The following is a 15,910-nucleotide window of genomic DNA, read 5'->3' as shown; positions in this document are numbered from 1 at the left end:
CCGACAGCTCACCGACCGCGAAGGTGTACCCCGCCGCTCAGCCGATGGGCTCGACGGGGCACTCCTTCGCGGTCAGTGGCCTGGTGTCGCCCGACTGCCGGGCACAGAGCACCGTCCGTTCGTAGTCTCCCGAGCCCGGGTTCGCCACCTTCACCAGCGAGACCGCGTACCCGTCGCGGGTCCCGTCCAGGTGGGTCACGGTGAAGTTGACCCGCCCGGTGGCGAGTCCGTTCACATCCGTACGCCGGAGGTTGGCCCATGCCTCCGCCCGGCCGCGCGGTTTTCCGTCGAGCGTCGCGGCCCGGTAGAGCACCTCCACCGCGTCGTGCGTGAGCGCCGTCTGGCCGTCGACCAGCTTCTCGGACCTGGGTGTCTCGCTGGGGCTCAGGCCGAAGTCCTCGACCGCCTCCGCGGGGACGTTGGCCAGCCGGTCGTAGAAGATCGAGCCGTTCGCGGACTGCTGCAGCGCGGTCAGCGTGAGGTGGTAGAGCGTGACATTTCCCGCGACGCGGCTCTGCTTGGTGGCGAAGCCCGCCTTGGACAGGTCGTCGCCGGCCAGCACCGCGATCGGCCGGTCGTCACAGCCGGGGGTGGCGGTGATGCCGTTCATCAGCGGTGTGACGTCCTCGGACCGGCCCGCGAAATAGACGGCCAGGGGGGTGTCTCCGCCGCGGCAGATGTCCGCGATCTGACCGTCGAGAACGGGTTTGCCGTTCTGGAGGTCGTAGTCCGGCAGAACCTCCACCTGGTAGCCGGCGGCCTCCAGCATCCGCGTGCCGAACCTCTTCTGCTCCCCGGTGTAGCGGTCGTGACTCCTGCCGGGATCGCGGGCGAGCACAACGGCCCGTTCCTCATCCGGCTTCGCCGACAACTGCTGTGCGACCAGAGCGAGTTGATCATTCTGCCATTTGTCGGTCGCGGCGAGGCCGAAGAAATTGGGGTACTGGGCGAGGAACGTGCCGGAATTGGTGCTGGAGACGACCGGCAATTCGGCCTCCCGGAGCATCTCCTGGACCGTGTCGCTGTCGGTCATGTCCCGGCCCAGTCCGACCACGCCGACAATCGACGTGTCCCTGGCCGCGAGGTCGACGACATGCCGGGCCATGATCTGCTGGCTGTACATGTCCGCGCCGCCGTTGGCCACCAGTATCCGCAGCTTGACCGGGGATTCCTCGTTGCGTGCCACCTGCGCGAGATAGGCGCCACGCAATTCCTCGGCGCCCTTGACGAGCGCTCCGGTCGGGCCGGACAGCGGTCCCGCGTAGACGATCGTCACGTAATCGCTGTCGCCGATGTCCTCGTTGGCCTGCCGGATGAGGGCCTGGACCTCCCGCGCGACCGGGAAGGTGACCGTGCCGGTGGCGACGCCCACGCACTCCGTGTCCGCGCTGTCCCCGACGGGCACGCGCTCGGAGTCGCGGTTGGTGCCGCCCAGGCCGCCCACGCAGTACTCCTTGCCCAGCTCGGCGTCACGCAGTCCGGCGCCCAGCCCCGCGGCGACCAGCAGCAGGACCAGGGCCGGCAGGGACCAGAGCCAGGTCCACCGCGGTCTGCCCGGCGAGAGCGTCGTCCGGCGGAGGCTGCCCACCCCGAGGTCCGGCTGCCGCAGCAGGGTGTCCGGCAGCGGCACTCTCAGCACCCAGGGCAGGGTGCTGCCCTCCAGGCTCGGGGACTGGTTCACCCGCCGGCTCCGGTTCCAGTCGGCGTACCAGTCGGGAAGCTCCGCGACCGACCTGGGAAAGGAACCCGCCGACCGCCGGGCGGTGACGCTGCGGTCGAGGTCGCCGACATTCGCCTGCCGGACCGCGGCGATCACCAGCAGCGGGTCCAGCTCACTGCGGATGCTCCGTATGTCGCTGATCGCCTTGATCAGTTCGATACGGCCGTTGTCCATGTCCGCCCCCGGCAGCATCAGCACCGGCGGCGTCGGGCGTTTGCGGCCGCGCAGGTCCGGCGCCCAGGGGGAGTGGGCGTCGCGCAGATCTTCCCGCAACGCGTGCACACGGAGCTGCAAGTGCCTGCGCTGGGCGTCCTCGTTGGCCGCGGTCGGCTCCGCGTTGTCCAGCAGGCCGCTGTCCCGGATGTCGGGGACGACGGCGCCGAGCCGCTGCCGGACCGAGCCGGGCTGCCACAGATGGAGCAGCCGCCAGGTGCGGCCTTCGCCCCGTTCCGCCCTCGGGCCCTGGTTGAGATAGGTGGTGCCGAGGAACCAGCGGATCTCACGCCGCAGACCGAGGAAGACCGGCGTTCTGCCGGGCAGGACGCTCAGAGTGATCACCGCGGCCAGCACGGCCGCCACCACGCCGAGCGTCACATACCAGGGCCTGTCCGCGATCAGCACCGCGACGACCGCGATCAGCAGCGCGGGCAGAGTCTTGGACGCGTCCTTGGCGGCTTCCTGGAGACGCGAGGCCCAGTGGGTGCCGGTGGGACGCCAGCCCCTGCTGTTCAGTTCCCTGAGTAATTCCGCCGGATCGGCCTGGCCGCTCTGCTCCGTGACCACGTCCTCGATGGTCGAGAGGAGCTTGCTGCGCGGAAAGGTGTAGTGGCCGTACTGGCGGGCGCCACCCTTCCACGGGTCGGCTTCGACGCATGGTGCCCGTCCGGTCTCCGGGGACTTGCCGCCGAGCTCCTGCACCATGCGCAGAGCCCGGACCCGGGGTCCGAGGTCGCTGTCCTGAGGCGAGGACTTCACCAGCGCGAACGGCACGCCGCGGGCTCTGAGCTCTTCGCCCAGTTCGAAGAGGATGCCCTCGACATCGTCGTCCGCGGTCACCGTGCCGGACTCGGCGTGCAGAACGAACTCGGGCAGCGCCATCGGATTTCGTCTGCGGAATCCCTGGAAGAGCGCGTCCAGCATTTCGATCAAGTGCGGTGTGGTCGCGTGGTGCCGTCGTCTTCTGAAATCCGCGCGCGTCACCAAACGAGCCTCCCCCGGCCGGAGTTCCGCACTGAGAACCTGATACCGAGTCTGCCGTATCACCGCGTGTCGCAGAAGGCGTTGGCGGAACTGTGACCCGGCCGGGATATGCCGTACGCCGCCGCTCTCCGTGATCCCGAACCCCGTTCGGGAACGGGGGAGTTGCGGCCGGAGCCGCGCCGCCCGCGGGTACGGGTGGAAGCCCGGCTTCCCCTGGTCTCCGGCGTTCGCCGCCGCCCGGGAACGCTCGCTCCGTGACTGCCCGGAACCTGTGCCGTATCACTCCGGACTCATGCCGGGAGACCCTTTCGGGAAACACCGAAGAAACGCTTCTGGTTTCCCGGCGCCTCCGATTACCGGATTCCATTCCGGAGTCGGTGGCCCGTCCGAACACGGCCCCTGGGACGCTGAATTCCCGATTCCGCGCATGGGTTGGTACGTCCCGTCCCGGCGGCGACGGCCCACGGCCCGGCCGGGGAGCCGCGGCGTACGGCACCGGCGGAAAGGCGGTTGCGGGTGTGACCGGGTGATTGTCCCCGCTGCCCCTGGCCCCGCCAGGGCGGATTCGAGGCGGCGGGCGGATTCAGGTGAGCAGCCGCAGCAGATGCGCGCAGGCCGCCGACTCGCTGATGTGCCGGGCGATGACCTGGTGCAGGCCGCGTTCGTACGCTCCGGTCTCCCACGCCCCCTCGGGGGTCCTGCGCAGAAACAGGAAGTCGGGCGGTGTGGGGACCGGTTCGTGGATGCCCTGGATGCGGTAGTAGCCGTCGGCCACCCCCGCCGCGATCAACGCGGCCCGCAGTTCGAGGCGGTCCATGAGCACTCCGAGCGACGGCCGTCAGGCCACGGACGTGAGATAGCCGTGGTCCAGCAGCCACTTCACATTCAGCCGCTGCCCCTGACCGGGCTCCAGGAAGACCGGGTCGAGTTTGATCTGCCGTCCCCTGCCGGGCTGCTCGAACCAGGGGGCGATGCTGCCCTGCCACACCCAGAACGGCTTGGTCACCCGGTAGACGTGATAGTCGCAGGGCGCCGCCGTGTCACGGGTGTTGAGACTCTGCGGCGGCAGCGCCCGCTCCGCGTACGCGTCGCCCGCCGGAGCCAGGTACCCGCCGTACTCGGAGCCGAAGCGGTCCAGCCGCTCGCCGGTGCGCAGCTTTGCCGGCTCCTTGTCCACCGCGCCGTTGACCTCGCCGAACCCGTCGTTGGGCGGGTACTTCCAGCCGCCCGTGTCGGCGGGCCCCTCCCAGTACTTCTTGAGGAAGGCGGCCGGCGACAGCTTCCCGGTCCGCTGGTAGCCCTTCAGCAGCGGACCCACCGGGGCCAGCCGCTCCCTCGGCAGCCACCGGGGCCCGAGCCGCGCGTCGCCTTCGAACTCCCCGGTGCAGGGCGCGTTCCTGGCCGCCCCCGGGAGCCGCTGCTCCTGCTGCGCGGCGGCGTTCGCGGCGGGGGCCGTCGCCAGCCCCACGGCGAGACCGAGCGCGGCGACGATGATGCGAATTCGCTTCACTGAGCCGTCCCTTCACGTGCTGATGATCCATCAGGATATCTGACGCAGGGTAGTTACTCGGTGACGTGATGTATTGATCGGTGTGGCGGTGCCGCCGGCCGTCCGTCCAGGGCCTCTCGTCGGCCGGCGACATGTCCCGCGAGCCGGGCTCAGCGCGCCGAGGACCGTCCCGGCCGTCGCTGCGAAACGAGGAGGAACCCGCCGGCCACCAGGAGGCCCGCGGCGGCCGTTCCGCCGATGAGCAGGGCGCTGTCGCTCCCCGTGTCGGCCAGTGCGTCGTCCTGAGTGCCGGGGTGCCCGGTGCCGGGGCTCTGTGTGCTGCCGCCCTGTGTGCCGCTGCCCTGTGTGCCGCCACCTTGTGTGCCGCCGCCGGGGGACTCCGTACCACCGCCCGTGCCGGGCCCTTCGCCGGACGCGTTGACGACGACGGCCGCCGTGTTGTTCGCCGGGTTCGTGTCGAAGGGCAGCGTTCCCCAACGGTGCTCGCCCTTGACGAACGCCACCTTGCCGGTGGCGTTCGCGACGACCTTGTCGATCCGCAGCCGGAAGGGATACGAGCGCCGGCTGTCCTCGTCGGCGTAGTTGTACGGCGTTGTGCAGCGATAGACGGAAGCGTCGGCCGCCTTCTTGGGGGCCCCGCCGCCGGGGCCGGCCGGAGAACAGAATTCCGGAGCTGTGGTGACCGTGGTACCGGCCGGGATCCCGACGTCGAAGACACCGATGGGCGAGCCGACATCGTTGGCCACCCAGGCCGGTCCCTTGTTGGCGAAGGCGACCTCCGCGCTGACGGTGTCGCCGGCCTTGCCCGTGACGTTCGCTCCGGAGAGCGCGAAGTCCGCGGTGTTCCGCGCGGTGATGCCGACATCGAGCCGCTCATAGCCGTAGGTGGCGCCGGGGTCGGCCGGCGGCTCCTGCGGGACGAGTCGCAGCACCGGATCGGCTCCGCCGCCGTGCTGGGTGCCGTCGGGGAAGGTCGCCGCGTCCGGCTGGATGGTCAGGCTGAGGCGTTCGTACAGCGCGCGGTCCAGGAGGGTGACACCCAGCGGCTTCTCCGGCACATAGACGACGCCGGGCTCCAGGGTCTGCTCGATGTCACAGACGGCGTTGACCTGCGCCGGTCCTTCGTCCTGGGCGGGGGTCTCCTCGTACACGCAGTTCGAGTACTTCTGGGAGAAGGACAGCCCCTGCGAACCGTCGAGGAACAGCGCCACCCGGGAGGCGGGCCCGGCACCCTTGTTCTTGACAGAGAACGACACCGTGGCCGTGTCTCCGGGCCGCACACCACCGATCGGGGCGGACTGTCCGAACACCAGCTCGGCACCCGGCTCCGCCTGGCCCGTGACGGCGACGGCTGGAGCCGCCGCCGTCACGCAGACCAGCCCGGCGACGGTGGCCGCGCCGGCCGCGAGCCGTAGCGAGCGGGCCGTTGATGCAGATCTCATGGTGCCCCTCCAGGACGCGCGCGTATACGGACCGGCTCGGCTGAAACCGAGCGGTCGCGTGGGAGAAGACCTGCACGGGCGCTGAACGGTTGTACGGGAATTCACCCGGAGGACGCTTTGCCTCCACTTGGTACCGGCCGGGGGTGGGCGGTGCTGGGGTGGCCTGGCCTGGTCTGTGCGGCTGCGACCGGGCATGACGTGCGTTGTATGCCGCAGTCGGCTTCCGACAGCCGGAGCAGAATTCTGCCTTGGCACCCTCGTGCCCAGCAGTTCGGGCTATTGAATCGAGGTCGGCTCCGTGCCAAGGCGGGGGCAATCCGTCAAGGATTTCTGGGACGGCACGAAGTCTCCGTACGTGTACGGAACATGCCACAGTCGAGGGCTCGCAGGCATACCATCTTATGGCGAAGTCTTGATCACGAACTGGGGACACAGAGAACGTGCGCCCCACGCCGAGAGCAGCGGGGGACGAGCAATGAAGTTCGACGAGCAGTGGGTTGAGGCACGGGCCGTGGCGGCCGAGCGGCAAAATGTGGTGCGGCTCAACAGCGTCGACAGTGGGGTGGCGCCGGGAGCGGGTGCCCCGGATATTGCGTCCACGCCGGCCAAGAAGCGATCAGCCGCGAACGCCATCGAGATCGAAGTCGAGCCCAACACCAAGAAGGCCGGGCGCTGGGCCGACGCGGCGACTGGCGAGGCCGTCGCAGGCTTCGCCGGATGGGCTACGGCTGATGGTCTCAAGACGGTGCGGACCACGTGGGAGGGCCAAGTCAAGACACTCGTGGAACGACTCGTCGGAGAGACGATTGCTCTGAGGGACACCGCCAGGACGACTACCGAGTACGAACTCGACCTGCGTCAGCGCATCGGGACGGTCAGAACATCGGGCATCGAAGCACTCTGAGCCGCCGCCGATCGAGACGGTTCGCAGGCACCGGCACCGGCCACCGCGCGACGTCCCGACGCATTCCGAGGAACCAGCCATGCTCACGTACTACGAAGTCATGACGACCGATTTCGAGCCTCTCTCCGCCGCTGCCGACAAGTGGCAGGAAATGGCGGATGAGTTCCAAAAGGTCGAGAAACGGTACGGCGAAAGCGTCCAGAAGATCACGACGGATCACAGCTGGCTCGGTGAAAGCGCGAGTGCGGCCTACACGAAATTCGTCGCGACCCGTTACGAGTACCAGGCCGCACAAATCCAGGCCAAGGCGACTGCCACCTTGTTACGCAACGCCCACCAGCAGTTCGGCGACCTCAGGAAGCAGCTTGAAAGCGCCCGCGCCGACGCTGTGAAGGCCGGGATGAGCGTCTCCGAGCAGGGGAACGTGTCCTTCGACTGGGACCGGCTCACCGAGACCGAACGCAGCGCGGCCCGGCACGACCCCGACTACACCATGAGCGTCAGGAACTCCGAAGAGTCCTGGGCCGAGTTCATTAAGACGTGTGTGAAGGCCGTAGACGATGCTGACCAGGACCTCAAGCGGGACCTGGAGGCCGTCGTCAAGGACTCCGCCGGAGACAAGAACGACGCTACCTCCGGCACGGGATTCAACGGCGCTGCCGACAAAGTCGCAAGGGTGGACGACGCCGAGAAGCAGGCGCGGCTGGACCTTGCCTGGGCGAGGATGCGGGACGGCGAGACCCTGGATGACTATCTGCAGCGCCTGCAGAGGGAGGGCATGACACGCCTCACAGGCAACCCGAAGCTCTCCGAGTTGATATCCAACATCAGTAAGGGCACGGTCACGGCCGGTGCGCTCGCGACTGCCCTCACCGCCGTCGGACTGTACTCCTTCAAGCTGCACAAGGCGCTAGGAGGGCAAGCCCCCAACGCTCCCGGCACCTGGGCATCGCGTGTTATCAACGCCCGCCTGGCGTCGGCCGCGCCAGGGAGCCTACTGAGCAAGGTGCCTCCGGGCCTCGTTGGCGCGTTGACCGGATCTGACGAGGCCGCCATATGGGGCGCGCACATGAAGGACGGACGGTTCTTCATCCCCACGGCCTCGGAGGCCAACCTTGCCAGGGTCGCCCAGCAGGGTGGCCTGGCGAACGCCGCGAAGGCGGCTGGATGGATCCGTGGTGCGGGTGTGGTGGGCGGTGTCGCAGCGACCGCCTACGGCGTGGCCAACCTGGCCACATACGACGCAGACATGATCAAGAAGGACCCCGCGAAGTTCGCCTCCGACCTCAGCGGGACCGCATTCAGTGCCTCCATGACCGCACTGACAGTGGCACCCAATCCGGTCACCCTCGGACTGGCTGTGGGAACAGGGGCGGTGTACGCCGGTTGTCTGGTCGTGGACAACTGGGACTCCATCAGCAAGGGAGCGGAGGAAACAGCGGACTGGGTAGGTGACAAGGCTTCGGACATCGGATCCGGTATTGCCGGAGGAGCCAAGAAGCTCGGCAGCGCCCTCAACCCGTTCGATTAGCGAGGAAAAAAGACATGCACACCACAGTCGTCTCCTTCACCCTGCATAGGGGAAAGGAGCGTCCGAAGGGCGAGCCCGAGTACCACGTCTGGCAGGGCACATCGCAGGAGTTCGGCGAGATCCGAGTGCGCTATCCGGTGCCCCCGCACATGCCCCAGGCGCGCATGGCCGACGTACGCGGTGGCTTCCTCCCTACAGCGACGTTCGAGTCGCGAGGGGTACACATGGACGAGCTCACCAAACCGACCCTGAACGGAGCGACACTCCGAGTCGGGGACGCTGTCGTCTACATGAAGCGAAACCGTTGGGCGGTGACCAACCGTGGGCGGGCGCTCCACTTGAAGTATCTCGGGGACCGCTATCGGCTCAGGGCCATCAACCGCAAGGACTACACCCTCACCCGAGAGCCGGACGCCCAGGACCCGGGGGTTGTGGTCATCGTGAAGCAGTCGGGCATCGGAAGGCGGCGGCAGCTCTCCGTGAGCGTCCAGGGGCGGGCACTGCCGGCGGACATCGCGCTCGCGACCCTCTTCGCCGGTGTCGACCGGTCCGTTCTTACCCGTCGAGGTGCCGTGCGCGCGGGCTTGGCGAGGGTGTTTCACGTGGCGGCCGAATCCGCCGCGACCTGACCCGTCGACCACGACTACCAACTGAGCGAGCTTCTTCATGCCTTCTTACGACGTCTCCAGGTCCCGCTTTCGGCTGAGTGACGAGCATGTCCACGTTCTTGTCCGGCTGGCGACCGGAGAGCCGCTGCCCGAAGAGTTTTTCGCGCCACGGGACGAACTCCGAGCGTGTGGACTCATCAACCAAACGGGACAACTGGTCAGTGCCCTTGTGCCACTCATCGACACACTGCTCGCTCCTGTCGTGGTCATTTCCCTGGAAACCGCGAGCCGACAGGGCGAACTGCACCACGGGGTACTCATCGGGGAGAACGATGTGATCTCCCATCAAGCCTGGCCCGGCACGTCCGAGGCGGAGTACGCGCGCGTCGCGCCGAAAATGTTGGTCTGGGCTCTCGCGGACATGGTCAACCTCCAGCAACCCATTGATGTCGACGGCAAAGGCGTATCGCTGTTGGAAACCACCATGGGAACTGTCGAGTCGGGCCTGGCGGCCTTGGAGGCGGCCCCATTCACCGAGTCTGACGGCGAAGACCGCCACCACATACGCAAAGCCCTGGCCGCCGTCGGCACCCTTGACGAACCCGCTTTGTCGCTCCTCACGAACATGCTCGCGGAGCTGAGGTCGAGCTGGCGCATGACCGCGGCCTGGCAGGGCCACAAGGAGCATCAGGAAGGCGTGGAGGCGCGTGGATTCGCTGTCTGGGACTGCGGCCCGTTGGGCTATTGGCATCGGGAACGGCCTGCCGAGCCCGTATCGGCGGGTCGGATCGGACCGGAGAGCCCCCTGCGGTTCGTGCGGGCGGATGCGAAGAAGATCTGGGAACTGATCACCGGCCTTCTGCCCGCGGACGACGAGATTGGGCATCCTGGCTGATGGCCGTCGCCCCTTGTCGGTCAACGAGCGAAGGCGCAGCGACGGTAGAGCCGCTCGCAGCCTGATCCCGAGCCAGGCCCTGCCGAAGGAAACAAGCCGCAGCGGAGTGCTGAGGCATTCTTCGACGTGCCCTCCCCGGCCGGGACCGCTCTGACAAGGGTCGCCGAGGTGTGTCGTCGCGACGCCACCTCGACCCGGCTCATGAGTTCCGGGCCCGTCAGGACTCAGGCGTGCACGTGGCGAGGTCCGCCCACCTTCCGCGACGCCGCGTGGTGCGCGGGGCGGCTCGACGTCGTGGCTTCGAGATGCCGCAAGGACACGAAAGCGGTGAGGAGCAGGGTCGCGAAGACGCCGAGAAGAATGACGGAGACCCACATTTGCCGGCTTCCGGGTGACTGCCAGCCCGTCCAGGCAGTGGAGGCCGTCCACAGGAGGACGCCCATCACATAGAAGGAGCGGACCCGGTGCAGTTGCCGGATGGCCCGCAGGAACATGACGTACTCGCTCTTCGATGCCATACCGGCCCGCGTACCCCGTGCGCCGGGACTCACCGATCCGGGAAGGATCAATCCCGTCCGAGGATCAGGACGGACGCGTTCACCGGTTTCAGCCGGAGATGTCGCCTTGATCCGTTCGACGCGGCCATGCCAGGCTCTCCACTACGAGCACGCTATGAACGCGCTTGCGCGTACGGGGGGTTGGGACATGGCTGTCACGGTGCCGGAGTGGGCCGACATTCTGCTGGATCTGATCGGGGTGTCCTGGCCGAATGTCGACGAGGACGCGTATCGCGAGATGGCGGACGCCCTGCGGGAGTTCGCGGAGGATCTGGAGGACGACGGGCAGCTCGCCAACAACCATGTGCAGCGGCTCATTTCGTCCGGGCACGGTGAGGCCCTCGACGCGCTGAACGGGCATTGGGGGAAGGTCAAGGACAAGCACATCAAGGACATCGCCTCGGCGGCGCGGACCATCGCGGGTGCGCTGGACGCGGCGGCCACGGCGATCGAGGTGATGAAGGGCGCCGCGATCGTCCAGCTCGGCTATCTGGCGGGTGAGGCGGGTATCGCGCTGTCGCTGATCCCGGTGACCGGCGGTCTGTCGGCGCTCTTCGGCGCCGCCGCGATCCGGGCGACTCAGGAGGTCGTGCGGCGCCTGATCAAGGAGGCGGCGGACGAGGCGATCGGCTACATCGTCTCGGCCATGACCGAACCGGCCGTCGCCGCGCTCGAAAACCTCGCCGCCGACCTGGTCGTCCAACTCGGCGCCACCGCCATGGGGTTGCAGAACGGCGTCGACCTCAACCAGGCCAAGCAGGCCGGCACGGACGGCTTCAAGGAGGGCGTGCAGGGTTCCAAGGACGCCATGCACCTGGCGTCGGCGGGCAGCGGTCGCGGCGCGGGCGGTCCCGGCTTCCATATCGAGCACTCCGAGCACGACTTCGCCTCCACCCAGCTCAACGGCGTCAGCGTCAGCATCCAGGGCAGGACCGCCGGCAAACTCGGCAAGGCCAGGACCGCCCATGGCCGCACCCGGGGCCGGGACTCCATCGCCGAGGTCATCGACCCGCTCGCGGACAAGGCCATGGACGCGCTGGACAAGGCCGTCAAGACGATGGGCGACCATGTCGGGCAGACCCTCCCCCAGGCCGTCCGCCAGATATCCAAGGACCACAAGAACAACGACGACGACATCCGCGCCCGCCTCGCCAACGAACGCAAGAACGATGCCGGTGACGGCGGCGGGCCCGGCGGTTCCGCGCCCGGCAGGAGCCGCCCCTCCGGCCACGAGAAGCCGGAGTCCCTGCGGGGCGCGAAGGACGACCCCCGCCGCAATGGCATCCCGCTGAACGGCAAGACCTGCAAGAACGACCCGATCGACGTGGCCACCGGCGAGATGACCCTGCCGCAGACCGATCTCGCGCTGCCCGGCACCCTGCCCCTCGTCCTCAGCCGCACCCATCTGTCCGAGTACCGCTACGGCCAGTGGTTCGGGGCGAGTTGGGCCTCCACGCTCGACGAGCGCATCGAACCCGACCCGATCGGTACGGGCGGCATCTGGGCCCGCCAGGACGGTTCGCTCCTGGTTTACCCGGGGCTCCCGCTGCCCGGACGTGACCCTGTCCTGCCCATGGAGGGGCCCCGGCTGCCCCTCGTCCACGACAGCCAGGACGACGACGTGACGACGTACACGGTCACGGACTCGCACACCGGGCTGACGCGGTACTTCAGCGGCAGCCCGTACCGCGCCTCCACCGCGTACTGGCTCACCGCCATCGAGGACCGTAACGGGAACCGCGTTTCCTTCGCCCGCCGCTCCGACGGCTCACCCACCACCGTCAGCCACGACGGCGGCTACACCGTCCAGGTCACCACGGACGCGGAGCGCGTGCGCGCGCTCAGCCTGCGCACTCCGGACGGGCCCGTCGAGGTGATGTCGTACCGCTACGACACCCGGGGCCGGCTGTCGGGCGTCGTCAACTCCTCAGGACTGCCGCTGCGTTTCACCTACGACGAGCAGGGCCGGGTCACGTCCTGGACCGACCGCAACGACTACACCTTCAGCTATGTCTACGACAGCGCGGGCCGGGTCGTCCGCACGGTGGGACCGGACGGCTGCCTCTCCTCGTCCTTCGCCTACGACACGGAGAACCGGATCACCCGCTACACCGACTCCACCGGCGCCACCACCACACTCCACCTGAACGAACTCCTCCAGGTGGTCTGCGAGACCGATCCGCTCGGCCACAGCACCCTGCGTACCTGGGACCGCCACGACCACATGCTGTCGCACACCGACGCACGGGGACAGCGGACGCTGTACTCCTGGGACGACGACGGCAATCTGGCCGGGGTCGAGCTGCCGGACGGTTCGACGGTCACCATCCGCCACAACGGACTGCACCTGCCCACGGACATCACGGGGCCGGACGGCTCCGTCTGGCGGCACCGGTACGACGACCGCGGCAATCTGACGGAGATCCACGCCCCGGACGGCGCCGTGACCCGGGCGGCCTACGACGCGTCGGGCGCACGCCGGACGACCACCGACACCGCCGGAGCCGTCCACCGGGTCACCAGCAGTCCCGTGGGCCTGCCCGTCGCCGTGACGGATCCGCTGGGCAACACCACCGAGGTGGCACGCGATCCCTTCGGCCGCCCGTCGGCCCTCACCGATGCCACCGGGGCCGTGTGCCGGCTGACCTGGACGGTGGAGGGCACCCTGGCGCGCAGGGTGGACCCCGACGGGTCCACCCAGGTCTGGGAGTACGACGGCGAGGGCAACTGCCTGCGCCACACGCACGCCACGGGCGGCGCGACCACATACGCGTACGGGCCGTTCGGCCAGTTGGTCACCCGCACGACCCCCGACGGCGTACAGCACGCGTTCGCGTACGACACGGAGCTGCGGCGCACCCGGGTCACCGACGGGCGGGGGCTGAGCTGGACCTACGCCTACGACCCGGCGGGCCGGCTGCTCTCCGAGTCGGACTTCGACGGCCGCACGCTCGCCTACGGGCACGATCCGCTCGGGCAGGTGGTCTCCCGTACGAACGCGCTCGGCCAGACATTGACGGTGGAGCGCGACGCGCTGGGCAGGATCGTGGCCAAGTCGACGCCCGAGGGCACCACCCGCTTCGGCTACAACGCGATGGGACGGCTCGTCCGGATCGCCTCGCCCACGTCCGAGCTGACCGTCGAGCACGATGTGCTGGGCCGGGTCGTCGAGGAGGTGACCGACGGGCGTGCCGTCCGTTTCTCCTACGACGAGGCCGGGCGGCGGGCCGGCCGGACCACCCCGAGCGGCGCGTTCACACGCGGTACGTACGACACGGCGGGGAACCGGACCGCGCTCGACATCGCGGGACACACCATCGCGTTCACGCACGACCGGCTCGGCCGCGAACAAACCCGGGTCTTCGGCGGGGCCGCCGCGACGCCGGTGTCCATCAGCAGCGCCTGGGACTCCGCCGGCCGCCTCACCGAGCAGACCGTCGCCGCGCCGGACGGGACGCTGAGCGCGCGTGCCTACCGTTACCGTGCCGACCACCACCTCACCCGGATCGAGGACCGGCTCTCGGGCGCGGTGACCACCTTCGACCTGGACGCCGTCGGCCGGCCGCTGGCGGTGACGGCCGACGACTGGCGCGAGGAGTACGCGTACGACGCCGCCGGGGCTCAGACGGCCGGCTCCTGGCCCGACAGGGCTCCGCACCCCGAGACCCGCGGCGGGCGCGTGTACGACGGGACCCTGCTCCGTACGGCCGGCGCCGTGAGCTACACGTACGACGCGGCGGGCCGGGTCACGGAGCGCCGTAAGAAGCGCCTGTCACGCAAGCCCGACATCTGGCGCTACACCTGGGACTCCGAGGACCGGCTGATCGCGTGCACCACGCCCGACGGGACGCTGTGGACCTACGCCTACGACCCGCTGGGCCGCCGTACGGCCAAGGAACGCAGGACCCCGGACGGCGGGATCGCCGAACGGACCGTGTTCGCCTGGGACGGCTCCCGCCTCGCCGAGCAGACGGACAGCGCCGGCGGGGTCAGCCTGACCTGGGAGTACGACGGTCACCGCCCGATCGCCCAGTACGAGCGCAAGACACTCTCGCAGGACGAGTTCGACTCCCGCTTCTTCGCCGTCGTCTCGGACCTCGTGGGCACTCCCACCGAACTCGTGGACGAGACGGGGAAGGTGGCCTGGAGCGCGCGGTCCACCAGTTGGGGCATCACCGCGTGGAAACCGGGTGGCTCCGCCTATACGCCGCTCCGTTTCCCGGGGCAGTACGAGGATCCGGAAACGGGGCTGCGGGACAACTTCTTCCGGCATTACGACCCGGATACCGGGCGCTATCTCACGCCGGACCCCCTCGGGATCGCGCCCGCGCCGAATCCCCTCACGTATGTGCACAATCCGTATACGTTCTGCGATCCGTTGGGGCTGACGCCCTGTCCGCAGTTCAAGGGACTCGGCTGGCTGACGGAGAAGCAGCTCGGCCGTCCGTCCTTCCGCTACCAGCGGACCGTCACGCATCAGGACTACGAACAGCAGTGGATCCTGCCGGACGGCCGGGAGGTGCACGCGGACGGCGGCCCGGCGAACGGCTGGATCACCGAGGCCAAGTGGACGGGAGGGGACAACGAGAGCGAATGGGAGAAGTCCCCCTACAATCCCGAGCACAAGTTCTACCGGGAATCGAAGATCACGGACCAGGCGGAGAAGCTGCTCGCGCTCGACGAGGGGCTGGGCGGCAAGGGAGTGCGTTACATGGTGTCCAACGAGTGGGGCGCCGCGCATGTGAACGAGGTCCTGGCCAGAGTGTTCCCCGAGGCGGTCGCCAGTGGAAAACTCAAGGCTTATCACGTACCGGGAAATGGCATGAGTGGAATGAGCGCATGGCTGTAGTGGTCGATTTGCTGGAAGGCGTCCGGAATCGTGTTCCGCTGACCGGCGAGGGTGTGGCGGCGGAGTTCGCGGCCCAGGGCTGGGAGCCCGGCGGACGGCCGAAGAACGGCTTCGAGACGTCGTGGGACAAGGACGGCGTCGGGGGCTGGGTCCACCCGTACAACGGCGGTGTCCGCGTCGAGTTGACCGTATGGATGCGGGACGCGGACGAGGACACCGGCTACTTCGAGGACCTGGACGCGGTCTACGAGGAGGGCGAGCGGGCGCTGGCCGCCTTTCTGCCCGAGATCGAGTCCTCCGCACTGGCCGCCCACCTCACCGAGGCCGGGGGCACGGAGGACGACGCGGACGAGTTCATCGCGTTCAGGAAGTGGACCCTGGACGGCCGGAAGCTGGTCGCGGGCGTGATCCAGGAGGACACCGACCTCCCGGTCCGCGTCATCGTGGCGCTGGAGTAGGCACCGGCCGGGTGCGCGCCCACCGCGACCGGTGGAGGCGCGACCCACGCCGCAGCGGTGTGCCGGTCGGGGTCCGTCCGGCACACCGCGCGGGGCCACACTCCGTGGCGGCGGAGCCGGCCGAGCGCCCGCTGGCCACCCGTCGGCCGCCGCGACGGGCTGTAGTCGTCGCGGTAGTCGGCATGCCGCGTGTGCCGCCGATGCCCGGTGCGTACGCCGCCCGGGTCCGGCACGAC

Annotated in this window: 11 protein-coding genes; 6 read left to right on the top strand and 5 right to left on the bottom strand. The window is 68.9% G+C overall.

Features of this window, described 5'->3' with window-relative positions; translation table 11 throughout:
- Positions 1 to 37: 37 nt before the first annotated feature.
- The 4 genes from ABZ707_RS11340 to ABZ707_RS11325 all read right to left on the bottom strand — a co-directional run bounded on the left by ABZ707_RS11340 (position 38) and on the right by ABZ707_RS11325 (position 5,872).
- A complete protein-coding gene (locus tag ABZ707_RS11340; protein ID WP_360171502.1) occupies positions 38 to 2,869 on the bottom strand; it encodes an ABC transporter substrate-binding protein in 2,832 nt (943 codons plus the stop codon).
- A gap of 634 nt (positions 2,870 to 3,503) precedes the next feature.
- Positions 3,504 to 3,737 carry a hypothetical protein gene (locus ABZ707_RS11335; RefSeq protein WP_360171499.1) on the bottom strand — a complete coding sequence of 78 codons (234 nt, stop codon included), beginning with the start codon at positions 3,735 to 3,737 and terminating at the stop codon, positions 3,504 to 3,506.
- A gap of 21 nt (positions 3,738 to 3,758) precedes the next feature.
- Positions 3,759 to 4,430: a TNT domain-containing protein gene (locus ABZ707_RS11330; RefSeq protein WP_360171496.1), complete on the bottom strand. Its 672-nt coding sequence runs from the start codon at positions 4,428 to 4,430 to the stop codon at positions 3,759 to 3,761.
- 149 nt (positions 4,431 to 4,579) lie between these two features.
- Positions 4,580 to 5,872, bottom strand: a complete 1,293-nt coding sequence (locus ABZ707_RS11325; protein ID WP_360171493.1) for a hypothetical protein — start codon at positions 5,870 to 5,872, stop codon at positions 4,580 to 4,582.
- 475 nt (positions 5,873 to 6,347) lie between these two features.
- Between ABZ707_RS11325 and ABZ707_RS11320 the strand changes: the two genes are divergently transcribed.
- The 4 genes from ABZ707_RS11320 (at position 6,348) to ABZ707_RS11305 (ending at position 9,810) form a co-directional block, all read left to right on the top strand.
- On the top strand, positions 6,348 to 6,776 hold the full coding sequence (locus ABZ707_RS11320; protein ID WP_360171490.1) for a hypothetical protein: 429 nt from the start codon (positions 6,348 to 6,350) through the stop codon (positions 6,774 to 6,776).
- Between the two features lie 79 nt (positions 6,777 to 6,855).
- Positions 6,856 to 8,307 carry a hypothetical protein gene (locus ABZ707_RS11315; protein ID WP_360171487.1) on the top strand — a complete coding sequence of 484 codons (1,452 nt, stop codon included), beginning with the start codon at positions 6,856 to 6,858 and terminating at the stop codon, positions 8,305 to 8,307.
- 14 nt (positions 8,308 to 8,321) lie between these two features.
- Positions 8,322 to 8,936, top strand: a complete 615-nt coding sequence (locus ABZ707_RS11310; RefSeq protein WP_360171484.1) for a hypothetical protein — start codon at positions 8,322 to 8,324, stop codon at positions 8,934 to 8,936.
- Positions 8,937 to 8,973: 37 nt separating this feature from the next.
- Positions 8,974 to 9,810: a histidine kinase gene (locus ABZ707_RS11305; protein WP_360171481.1), complete on the top strand. Its 837-nt coding sequence runs from the start codon at positions 8,974 to 8,976 to the stop codon at positions 9,808 to 9,810.
- Between the two features lie 224 nt (positions 9,811 to 10,034).
- Here ABZ707_RS11305 and ABZ707_RS11300 read toward each other — a convergent pair whose 3' ends face one another.
- Positions 10,035 to 10,328 (bottom strand): hypothetical protein, encoded by a 294-nt coding sequence (locus tag ABZ707_RS11300; RefSeq protein WP_360171479.1) that lies wholly within the window; start codon positions 10,326 to 10,328, stop codon positions 10,035 to 10,037.
- Between the two features lie 187 nt (positions 10,329 to 10,515).
- On the opposite strand from ABZ707_RS11300, the gene ABZ707_RS11295 reads away from it, so the two are divergent.
- Both ABZ707_RS11295 and ABZ707_RS11290 read left to right on the top strand, forming a co-directional pair.
- Positions 10,516 to 15,216, top strand: a complete 4,701-nt coding sequence (locus tag ABZ707_RS11295; RefSeq protein ID WP_360171476.1) for a DUF6531 domain-containing protein — start codon at positions 10,516 to 10,518, stop codon at positions 15,214 to 15,216.
- Entirely contained in the window at positions 15,207 to 15,674 is a 468-nt protein-coding gene (locus ABZ707_RS11290; RefSeq protein WP_360171473.1) for a hypothetical protein, read from the top strand. Before ABZ707_RS11295 ends, ABZ707_RS11290 begins: the two co-directional genes overlap by 10 nt.
- The last annotated feature ends 236 nt before the right edge of the window (positions 15,675 to 15,910 follow it).

It is taken from the genome of Streptomyces sp. NPDC006923 (assembly GCF_040635655.1).
Classification (GTDB): Bacteria; Actinomycetota; Actinomycetes; order Streptomycetales; family Streptomycetaceae; genus Streptomyces.
This window is presented reverse-complemented; position numbering and strand designations above follow the sequence as displayed.

Excerpts from the sequence above, each read along its gene's own strand:
- ABZ707_RS11335 (WP_360171499.1), bottom strand. The coding sequence starts at position 3,737 with ATGGACCGCCTCGAACTGCGGGCCGCGTTGATCGCGGCGGGGGTGGCC.
- ABZ707_RS11325 (WP_360171493.1), bottom strand. The coding sequence starts at position 5,872 with ATGAGATCTGCATCAACGGCCCGCTCGCTACGGCTCGCGGCCGGCGCG.
- ABZ707_RS11320 (WP_360171490.1), top strand. The coding sequence starts at position 6,348 with ATGAAGTTCGACGAGCAGTGGGTTGAGGCACGGGCCGTGGCGGCCGAG.
- ABZ707_RS11315 (WP_360171487.1), top strand. The coding sequence starts at position 6,856 with ATGCTCACGTACTACGAAGTCATGACGACCGATTTCGAGCCTCTCTCC.
- ABZ707_RS11310 (WP_360171484.1), top strand. The coding sequence starts at position 8,322 with ATGCACACCACAGTCGTCTCCTTCACCCTGCATAGGGGAAAGGAGCGT.
- ABZ707_RS11305 (WP_360171481.1), top strand. The coding sequence starts at position 8,974 with ATGCCTTCTTACGACGTCTCCAGGTCCCGCTTTCGGCTGAGTGACGAG.
- ABZ707_RS11300 (WP_360171479.1), bottom strand. The coding sequence starts at position 10,328 with ATGGCATCGAAGAGCGAGTACGTCATGTTCCTGCGGGCCATCCGGCAA.
- ABZ707_RS11295 (WP_360171476.1), top strand. The coding sequence starts at position 10,516 with ATGGCTGTCACGGTGCCGGAGTGGGCCGACATTCTGCTGGATCTGATC.
- ABZ707_RS11290 (WP_360171473.1), top strand. The coding sequence starts at position 15,207 with ATGGCTGTAGTGGTCGATTTGCTGGAAGGCGTCCGGAATCGTGTTCCG.